This is a genomic window from Microcoleus sp. K5-D4 (genome assembly GCF_036704575.1).
In the GTDB taxonomy this organism is placed as follows: Bacteria; Cyanobacteriota; Cyanobacteriia; order Cyanobacteriales; family Microcoleaceae; genus Microcoleus.
The window spans coordinates 1-9,603 of the sequence record NZ_JAUBSD010000147.1 but is presented as its reverse complement, the minus strand read 5'-3'; the positions used below and the strand labels follow the sequence as shown (position 1 = coordinate 9,603).

The window sequence follows — 9,603 nt, the reverse complement described above, 5'->3', positions numbered from 1 at the left end:
CTCCCACTCCGACTCCGAGTGAAACTCCCACTCCGGTAGTAAGTCCCACTCCGACTCCGAGTGAAACTCCCACTCCGGTAGTAAGTCCCACTCCGACTCCGAGTGAAACTCCCACTCCGCTGGAAACTCCCACTCCGACTCCGAGTGAAACTCCCACTCCGGTAGTAAGTCCCACTCCGACTCCGAGTGAAACTCCCACTCCGGTAGTAAGTCCCACTCCGACTCCGAGTGTCACTCCCACTCCGAGTGTCACTCCCACTCCGATGGCTTCTACGGAAATACAACTCCCCGCACCTGTGGCAACACCAGCATCGCCCGCACCCGAACCCTCAACCTCCGATGCACAAGACTTTAAACGCCCCGAAATTCGATCGCTAGACAATCCCGGTGTTGCTGCTGCAGATCGAGTTTTAACCATCGATCGAAGTATCACCAGTCAATTACCCGCGGGCATCGTAGCCTCTTCACCAGCATCCCAACAAGCACTAACAGTTAACCCTACTTCTAATTTAGTTCTGGGATATGTTCCACCTCCCGATCGACTTTTTGAAGGTAACGACATACAGAAAACACTCTGGGGAATCGAAGAAATGAGGAATCAAGAATTTGGAGATTACTTGGGGGTAACAGCCAACCTCCCAGAGGAAAAAGTCTTAATTTCGACAGCCCAACAAACTTTACAAAATATCGAACAGCAAACCGGCAAGCGGTCTGGTATTATCTACATAGTCTCGCGAGACGAACAATTAGAACTAATTTTAGTTCCTCCCGTGGGGCAACCGATTCACTACAGCGTCCCAGAAGCCAACAGAGCAGCTCTTTTCCCCACCGTCCAGGAGTTTCGCAATGAAATCACCAATCCCGCAAAACGCGCTAGTACCAGCTATCTAGCCGCCGCCCAGCAATTATATAAATGGGCGATCGCACCCCTAGAAAAAGACTTAGAAAACTTAGGGATTCAGACTTTGTTACTGTCAGTCGATCCCGGATTGCGAAGCCTGCCCTTTGCCGCTTTACACGACGGTAAAGGCTTCTTGATGGAAAAATACAGTTTCAGCCTAATTCCAAGTTTTAGTTCGACTAATACCGATTATAAAGCTGTTATAGACGCCACCGTGCTAGCAATGGGAAGGTCGGAATTTGTTGACCAACAGCCCTTGCCCAATGTGCCGATCGAATTGCAGGCGATTTCGGCTCAGTGGCAGAGCCCATCTTTCCTCAATTCTACTTTCACTTTAGATAATCTCACGTCGGAACACACCAAGGGAGGATTTCGGATCGTTCACCTAGCAACTCACGCTGAATTCAAACCGGGAAAAGCGAGCAATTCCTACATTCAACTGTGGAATTCCAAATTGCAGCTCGATCGCATGGAGAGTTTGAATTGGCGCAATCCGCAGGTAGACTTGTTAGTATTGAGTGCTTGTAGAACTGCTGTGGGCGATCGGGAAGCAGAATTAGGTTTTGGAGGTTTAGCAGTAAAATCCGGCGCGAAATCTGCTTTAGGGAGTTTGTGGTATGTTGACGATGGAGGCACTTTGGGGCTGATGAGCGAATTTTACCACCAGTTGCGAGGAACCACAACTAAGGCAGAAGCTTTGCAACTGGCTCAACAAGCAATAATGTCCGGTAAAGTGCGCCTGGAAAACGGACAGCTAGTAACAACAGGCGGCAAGTTAAATTTACCTGCTAATTTACAACAAGCAAACCAAAATTTTTCTCATCCTTATTATTGGAGTAGTTTCACCATGATCGGAAGCCCTTGGTAAGCTCCCATTTTTATCTTTCTGTCTCCGCTTCTTAGGGACGAAAGTTTCTACAGCAGCGGCAATGCCCGCTTGGGGTGGTTGGGGCGGTTCCTCCGTGGCTGCCGCAATTTCAACCGCCGATCCAGGGGGTTTGGAACTCTATTTCTGTTTCATCACCACCAAAGTAATATCATCAAAAACCTGTGGATCGCCAATATACTGCCGCCCATCATCTATCACAGATTACCTCATGGCAATAGCAGGTAACTTTCATTACCTGCTAATTTACAACAAGAAAAACAAGAGTTTTCTGATCTTTATTGCTGGAGTATTTTTACGGTGAGATTTTCTTTGTAAGTCCCATACTTTAATTAGCAAATCTGTTCGTTCAACAATCATTTCTAACCCGCAGATGCTCTATCTCGGGTTGGTCTGTCTCGGATTTGGGGCCGCAGTTCCGTAATTGACTCGACAGCCGATATTGAACAAACTCGAACTGCACTCAAGAGGCACAATCTGCTGGTCGAGGAGGGCGCTGCAACTGACATACTCGTCGTTATTAGTATCTCTTACCATACATTCGATCGGGTTAGCTCCCGATCGCGCCGACCAACTCTTCATACCTACGACTGCAATCATATGCTGCCAGTAGAAAGCAAATAGCAACACTGCAAAGAGTACAGCAACGGCTAATCCTGCTTTCAACTTCCAATTATTTAGGACGTTTCCCAAACTATTTTTTACGTTTTCCACTCCAGAAATTGAGCTTTCGGTAGTTATTTCTGGAGTTGTCAAGTTTGTTTGTGTTTGTTCTGCTGGAATTTCAGACATAATGTATCTCCTATGATTGCTGGGATTTGGCTAAGCTCGCAGTTGCCATAGCTATTGCAAACTTTATCAAATTTTAGCAAAACTAGCCTGTTCCGACAACTGATTCGGGCAGCACCGCCGGGGAAGTATGTATATTCACCAAGTGCGATCGCGCTTTCTATGCCTTTTGAGGTATTGCCCAATTCGCGATCGGCTATTTTGCACCTAGGGCAATAGAATTGTTGGGGATTTTCTTTGAAAACGGCTGAAATGAATCAGCGCTTTTTTTGGGAACCGCAGAGAGCGCAGAGGGCGCAGAGAAAGAGGAAAGAGAAATATATTGACTTTCCCCAATCATTTATGGTTTCGATAGCAGTTCTAGTAACTCTGATTCCGAAAGTAGTTCTATTCCCAAAGATTGAGCCTTTTCCAACTTAGAACCAGCATCTTCTCCCACAACCACATAATCAGTTTTAGCACTCACAGAACTTGTGACTTTACCTCCTGCTTTTTGAATCAAATCTTTAGCTTCATCTCGTTTCAAAGTGGGCAAAGTTCCGGTAAGCACAAAGCTTTTGCCTGCAAGTTGTAAATTTGTGCGGGCTAAATTGGGATTTTTTACTTCTGACTGCAATTGCAAGCCCGCATTTTTCAACCGTGCAATTAAACTTTGATTTGCTGGCACTCGAAACCACTGATAAACAGCTTGAGCAATTTCCGGCCCGATGCCGTAAACGCCCTCAATCGATGCCGCCGATACCCCTGCTAACTCTTCCACATTTGCAAACCTTTCTGTTAGCAATTGAGCATTCACGCTGCCGACGTGGCGGATGCCCAAGCCGTAAAGTACGCGCGCATAAGGTTGATTTTTCGATTCGGCGATCGCACTTACCAACTTTTCTGCTAACTTCTTACCCATGCGTTCCAAACTCATCAATCTTTCCGCAGTCAAATCGTACAAATCCGCCGCAGAATGCACCAGATTGCTATCAACCATCTGCTGCACCAACTTTTCCCCAACACCGTTAATATCCAGAGCATCCCGGCTGCAAAAATGAATCAGCGAACCCCTCAAAATTGCTGGACAAGATGTATTTATGCAGCGAGTAACGGCCTCCCCCTTTTCCCGAACCACAGGCTGTTCGCATTCGGGACAGCAACTAGGCATTTGGAAAAGTTTAGCATTTTGGGGACGAAGTTCCGGCAAAACTCGCACAACTTCTGGTATAATTTCCCCAGCTTTTCTGACAATCACAGTATCGCCAATGTGCAGGTTGAGATCGGAAAGTCGATCGCTGTTGTGGAGAGAAGCCCGCGAAACCGTTGTCCCCGCCAACTGCACCGGTTTGAGTTCCGCTACAGGAGTCAGAGCCCCGGTTCTGCCTACTTGCACGGTGACAGCTTCTACGATTGTAGGGACTTCGGCCGCAGGATACTTCAGGGCGATCGCCCAACGCGGAAACCTCTGAGTAAAACCCAATTGTTTTTGCAGCAAAACCGAATTAATCTTAACAACAACCCCATCCGTCATGTAAGGCAAATTCCGTCGCTCAGTATCCCAATATTCGTAATACTCCCGAACCTCATCCAAAGAATAGCAAATTTTGCGATAGGGATTCACCTTAAACCCCATTCGTCGCAACAATTCCAACGAATCCCACTGCGTGTTACCCTCGTTACCCTGATCTAAATGCAGAGTATAAGCAAAGAAATCCAATTTGCGCTTATCCACAATTTTAGAATCCAACTGCCGCAGCGTACCCGCCGCAGCATTGCGAGGATTAGCAAACAATTGTTCCCCTGCTTTTTCCCGTTCCCGATTAATTTCGTCAAACACAGCTAAAGACAAAAAAGCCTCTCCCCGCACTTCCACAACAGGCGGCGGATTATCTAAATTGAGCTTTAAAGGAATCGAGCGAATAGTTTTGACATTTTGAGTAATTTCCTCTCCGGCAATGCCGTCTCCCCGGGTCGCACCGCGAACTAAAACCCCATTTTCATAGGTTAACGCTAAAGCAGAACCGTCAATTTTTAACTCGCAAACATAGGAAACCCCCCCCAACCCCCCCTTGCTAAGGCGGGGAGTAATTTCCCTATTTTCCTGATTGCTAATCGAAGATGTTATTCCATCAAGTCCCCCCCCTTGATCAGGGGGGGTTAGGGGGGGTGCATTTCCTTCTTGACCGGGGGTTAGGGGAGGTGCTACCCTTTGCCAGCGTTCCTGCCATTTAGCAAATTCTTCAAAATTAAAAGCATTTTCCAAACTGTACAGAGGAATATTGTGTTTGACGCTAAAAAATTGAGTAGCAGGCTGTTCTCCCACCCGCTGAGTCGGACTTTCCGCAGTAATTAATTCAGGATAATCTGATTCTAATTCTTGCAACTGGCGATAAAGTCGATCATACACTTCATCTGGCATGATCGGTGCATCTAGAACATAATAAGCATAGCTAGCTTGCTGTAGCTGCTGCCTCAACTGTTGAATTTGCTGCTGAATTTCAGGTTGCATATTAATTTGAAAGTGTATATTTTTTAACAGCAGACCATAACACAAACACAGAGAATAGAGATTTTACCCCGATCTGCATCGATCTGCGGTTGTTGTTTGGACATTTAAGATTGATTAACGATCCCAATCTTCAACTTCATAAAGGAAACGAGTTCCCCCCATCAGCTTGCGATTTGCCGAGGTACTTTGCACAAAAACCGCATACTTTTCTAGATTGCTCGGTTTGATGCGAACAGTCTCGCCCATTGGCAAACCCAACATTTCTCGCGCCGCTTCTCCTTCAAACAAATCCCCTGTGGAACGATCCATCAGCACAATTTCTTTTTTACCTTGGATAGTTTCTGTTTTAGTAAATTCATAAAACCCGCGCCCGGTTTTAAAAGTCAAACCATTCTCCAGAACAAAAGCTTTAATTGAAATCTCGCTGTCAACTTCTAAAATCTGAAATCTCCCCGGTTTTACGGCTCGCAATTCTGCTGATTCGTAAACAGCAACACCTTCCCGGTTCAGCATGGTATTAAACATTTTGTTTAATCCACGATTCATGCGACCTTGACTGACAACTTCTTGTTCGTAAGCTTGCAGTTGTTCGTTAGATGACTGTTGGTAACAAACTGCTAAAAATAAATCTGTAATGTATGAAAATTGGTCTAGATTGAGGTGAAAACCGCCAGACTTTTCGGCTAGTTCTTTATAGAATAAAGTAGCGTGCTGGCGGTTGAGAGCTTGGATGCCGTAAACGGTAATTCCCATCTGTGCTAACTTATCTACTTCCTTACGCCAGTTAAGTTTTTGAGGAGTTTGAGCGGGTGCGTGGGGGATGTCGTCGCCAATTAGTACCAAGGTTTTGGAATTAGTTGGAGTCCAAGAAAGTGACTGAGCTTCGTGCAAGACTAATTCGTAACATTCTGGAGCATCGCCGCCGCCAGTTGGCTCTACATTTTGAACAAAATTGCAAATCGTGCCGACATCGCCAGACAAATCGAGGTGTTTAGTTACGTATGTGCTGCCAGCATCGCAATAGTCTCCGTGGGCAATAATGCCAATCCGAATGCCAGGAATTTCATCTAGCAGTCTCGTTACCGTCTCTTTGATTTTCCGACGAACTTGCGTCAAACAAGGGTACATACTGCCAGTTGTATCAAAGCTAAAAACGACTTCAATATTGTTGGTTTCCATGACATAACTATTCCTAATAAACCACGATTTTTTAGCTATACTATAGCTTACAAGGAAGGAGTCAGCAACTTAAAAATTGCCTTTTTTGTTAATAATTATGACTCCTGTTTTTAGCTGCCGAATTCAGGGCGTAAATCATCACAAATTCAAGTCTGGAAACTCGGTAAATTTCTTGTTGTCCCCGGACATGGAAGGTTGAAGATTCTCACCATCTTTTTCGCCATTCAAGTTGCTATTGGCGCGGGATTTGGTGAATTCTTGAGCGTTGGGCTTGGTGAAAGCGAGCGGTTCAGCGTGTTCTACCTGAAATACATTGGCGTAGAGGTTGGCAATAATTTGTTTGCCTCCCTGGGTCAATTCCAAATAATTCAAAGCTGCTGGAATGTAGGGAAAAACTCCATTCCAATAAAACTTGGCGTAATTTTGCCGCAAATCTCCCGGAGATTTGTAGCCCAAGATTTTATTAGTGCCGACTTCCTCAAATTCGTAGAACAAGGCACTTATTTTTCGCAGGTAATTTGGATCACTCAACTGACCGATCAAATCGGCGGCCCTAGCGAGTCCAGAATAATTGTTTCTGTCTTGATGAGTTTCGCTAGCAGGAACTGGGAAGCGCGTCAATTCAATATTGCGCTTGATTTGTTCGGCATCAATTAATGTGTGGCCGCCGAAGCGTTCGTCAATTACGAGTTTTCCTCGATCGACATGATAAGGAGTTAAACTGGCAGAAGTTGCCCCGATCGGCACAGAAACCATGCCCCCGTCAATACCCGTAGCATATAGTCCCACAGCTTCTTGGTCTTGGCGGCAAACACCTTTGACGTAGCCGATATCGTGACACAGCAGCGAGATCAGGTAGTGCAGCCAATCTTCCGGCGACACTCCCCCTTCGCGAATATGCTTGCCGCGGAGAATCTCTTGTCCCACCAAAGCCACGAGCATTGTGTGTTCCACATTGTGGTACAGAGCATCGCAGTTAGCGATATTTTCCAGAGCCATAGTCCCTGCCCAGGCGATAATTTCAGGGTAGTCAGGCTTGTACTTGCCGTAGGTGCGACGGTAGCCGGCCTGCAACTCTTGCACAAAAGCGTCAATCAGGATAGCAGTTGCATTGAACATCATAAATTCTCTCACTCAGGCTGTAGTTACAAACTTGATCGAAAATATCTTGCATAGCTGAAAAAATAATCAAAGGGCCTTCCAGTAGGTTTGACCCCTCGGCGTTGAATTTTAAATTTCAGCTAGTCTTGTCAGGTCAGAAAATTTCTTTTTTGGCTATGCTTCCCAAGATAACCTAATTTCTGAAGTATCCGAAGCAACAGAGCGATTTTTGGGTATTAAATTTTGACGAAACAATTTACATCGTTTCACCGACTAATTATTAGAAGTCCTAGGTGTGAAAGTTATGAACTGTCTTTTTTCGAGCCTCTCCACTGCTGCCCTTCGCACTCGGCGGTCGATCGCCCAAAAATACCTAGGATTGTGTGCATTCACGGCTGTTTGCACCGCCGCACCGGCAATGGGTGCCGAGCGAATTTACGTAACTTACGGGCCGCTAGAAGAATCAGTTCCCATCGAATCCCTGGCACTTTTAGCCAAAGAAGGCAAAATAGACTCAAACTTGGACGGCTTCGCTCAGTACATCAAAGAATCTCAGCTAGCTGAGATTCGCAGCGCCCTGCAAGCGAAAGCTGAAATCAGCCCCGTGACGATCGCCCAATTCCTTTACACGCCTCAAGGAGAAGTGCTGCTGAGACGCTTAGGCCGAGTAATTCAAACCAAAGCTCGGCAGCCTGGATTTTATGCCATCCGAGCCGCCCTGATTTTAGCAGCCTCAGATCCAGAAGGCCTGACAATTCTCAACGTGCTGCGGAAATTCCCCACCTATGGCATCAGGATTGACATCGCCCGCGCCTTGGGTATCGCCAACGAGCTGACATCGCTGATCAACCGTTCCAATCAGACGATCGCGGGAGTCGCCCAGTTGTCCGAAGCACAAGCAGCCTCTGAACCCGCCATACCCCCGGCCCAAATGCAGCAGCCCCAGCTACCGGGCCCCTATACTTGGAAAAAATCATCGGTAACTGTGACGAGTCCAAATCGCCCTCGCACGTTTGATATGGACATTTACCTGCCGCAGGGCAGCCCGCAACCGGCCCCAGTAGTAGTAATTTCTCACGGTTTAGGTTCCGATCGCCTTTCCTTCGAGTATTTAGCAAAACACCTAGCCTCCTACGGCTTTGCCGTCGCCGTCCCCGAACACCCCGGCAGCAACGCCCAACAAATCCAAGACTTAGTAACAGGCAGAGCCAATCAAGTAGCAGAACCAGCAGAATTTGTCAACCGCCCCCTCGACATCCAAGATCTGCTCGATTATTTAACCAAACTATCTACAACCGACCCGACCTACCAAGGGCAGCTTGACTTGCAGCGAGTCGGCGTCATAGGCCAGTCTTTCGGTGGCTATACGGCTTTAGCATTAGCCGGGGCGGAGATTAATTTTGCACAGCTAGACAAAGATTGCGGACTCGAAAACGATACTTGGAACCTCTCCCTACTGTTGCAGTGCCGGGCCCGCGGCCTAGAGCGCAACCAGTACAATTTCGACGACCCGCGCGTCAAAGCTGCGATCGCCGTCAACCCGATCGTCAGCAGCATTCTCGGAGAAACAAACCTCAGCAAAATCCAAATCCCAGTCATGCTAATCGCAGGCAGCGCCGATACCGTCGCCCCCGCTTTGCTGGAACAAATTCAACCGTTCACTTGGCTGACATCGCCCAACAAATATCTGGTACTGATGAACAACGGGACTCACTTCTCAACGATCGAGGATTCCCCTCAAAGCCTCTTTCTGCCACCACCAGAGGTCATCGGGCCGGAACCAGTTTTAGCCCGTCGCTACCTCAGCGGACTCAGCCTAGCTTTCATGGAAAGCTATTTGAACAACAAATCCAATTTCCGCCCGTATTTGGAGCCATCCTACGCTTTAAGCATCTCCCGAGACACTCTCGGACTGAGAATTTTGCGATCGCTCACCCCGCAGCAACTCCAGCAGTTCAGGATTTCTCCACCTGCTCGCAGGCCAGTCTCTCCGCCTGTCCTCGCTCCTGTTCCTCTACCTTCTCCACCTCCCATAGCTCCCGTTCGTTAGGGTTGAGGTGCGCCGCGTGTGCACGCTGGCATCTATTTTCGTGCGGGGGCGATCGGCCCTGTCTCTCTTTTCATCAGCTTTCCTAATCACACTAATCAGTTTAACTGTCGCTACACCCCTTTACAAACGTTAACAACACCGTTAATAATATAAACATCATCCGAACATTGACAACCAAATACAGCAATCATAAAACCATGACAACA

General features: G+C 47.1%; 7 protein-coding genes. 3 read left to right on the top strand and 4 right to left on the bottom strand.

Annotated elements, in window-relative coordinates; genetic code table 11:
- Positions 1–1,769 (top strand): CHAT domain-containing protein (locus QUA77_RS27875; protein ID WP_333453827.1); only part of this gene is annotated, 1,769 nt, incomplete at its 5' end.
- A 396-nt stretch (positions 1,770–2,165) separates the two neighbouring features.
- Here the strand turns inward: QUA77_RS27875 and QUA77_RS27870 are convergent.
- Positions 2,166–2,579, bottom strand: a complete 414-nt coding sequence (locus QUA77_RS27870) for a hypothetical protein (protein WP_333041287.1) — start codon at positions 2,577–2,579, stop codon at positions 2,166–2,168.
- 54 nt (positions 2,580–2,633) lie between these two features.
- On the opposite strand from QUA77_RS27870, the gene QUA77_RS27865 reads away from it, so the two are divergent.
- Positions 2,634–2,795 carry a hypothetical protein gene (locus QUA77_RS27865; protein ID WP_333453825.1) on the top strand — a complete coding sequence of 54 codons (162 nt, stop codon included), beginning with the start codon at positions 2,634–2,636 and terminating at the stop codon, positions 2,793–2,795.
- A gap of 121 nt (positions 2,796–2,916) precedes the next feature.
- Here the strand turns inward: QUA77_RS27865 and ligA are convergent, their stop codons facing one another.
- The 3 genes from ligA to QUA77_RS27850 all read right to left on the bottom strand — a co-directional run bounded on the left by ligA (position 2,917) and on the right by QUA77_RS27850 (position 7,365).
- Positions 2,917–5,067 (bottom strand): NAD-dependent DNA ligase LigA, encoded by a 2,151-nt coding sequence (ligA, locus tag QUA77_RS27860; RefSeq protein ID WP_333453823.1) that lies wholly within the window; start codon positions 5,065–5,067, stop codon positions 2,917–2,919.
- Between the two features lie 114 nt (positions 5,068–5,181).
- Positions 5,182–6,246 (bottom strand): vWA domain-containing protein, encoded by a 1,065-nt coding sequence (locus tag QUA77_RS27855; protein WP_333041290.1) that lies wholly within the window; start codon positions 6,244–6,246, stop codon positions 5,182–5,184.
- Between the two features lie 138 nt (positions 6,247–6,384).
- A complete protein-coding gene (locus QUA77_RS27850) occupies positions 6,385–7,365 on the bottom strand; it encodes an Npun_R2479 family HD domain-containing metalloprotein (RefSeq protein ID WP_333453829.1) in 981 nt (326 codons plus the stop codon).
- A 286-nt stretch (positions 7,366–7,651) separates the two neighbouring features.
- Between QUA77_RS27850 and QUA77_RS27845 the strand changes: the two genes are divergently transcribed.
- A complete protein-coding gene (locus tag QUA77_RS27845; protein ID WP_333453821.1) occupies positions 7,652–9,397 on the top strand; it encodes an alpha/beta hydrolase in 1,746 nt (581 codons plus the stop codon).
- Positions 9,398–9,603: the final 206 nt, after the last annotated feature.

Bases quoted from the DNA above. Each gene is read 5' to 3' on its own strand.
- QUA77_RS27870 (WP_333041287.1), bottom strand. From the start codon at position 2,579: ATGTCTGAAATTCCAGCAGAACAAACACAAACAAACTTGACAACTCCA.
- ligA (WP_333453823.1), bottom strand. From the start codon at position 5,067: ATGCAACCTGAAATTCAGCAGCAAATTCAACAGTTGAGGCAGCAGCTA.
- QUA77_RS27855 (WP_333041290.1), bottom strand. From the start codon at position 6,246: ATGGAAACCAACAATATTGAAGTCGTTTTTAGCTTTGATACAACTGGC.
- QUA77_RS27850 (WP_333453829.1), bottom strand. From the start codon at position 7,365: ATGTTCAATGCAACTGCTATCCTGATTGACGCTTTTGTGCAAGAGTTG.
- QUA77_RS27845 (WP_333453821.1), top strand. From the start codon at position 7,652: ATGAACTGTCTTTTTTCGAGCCTCTCCACTGCTGCCCTTCGCACTCGG.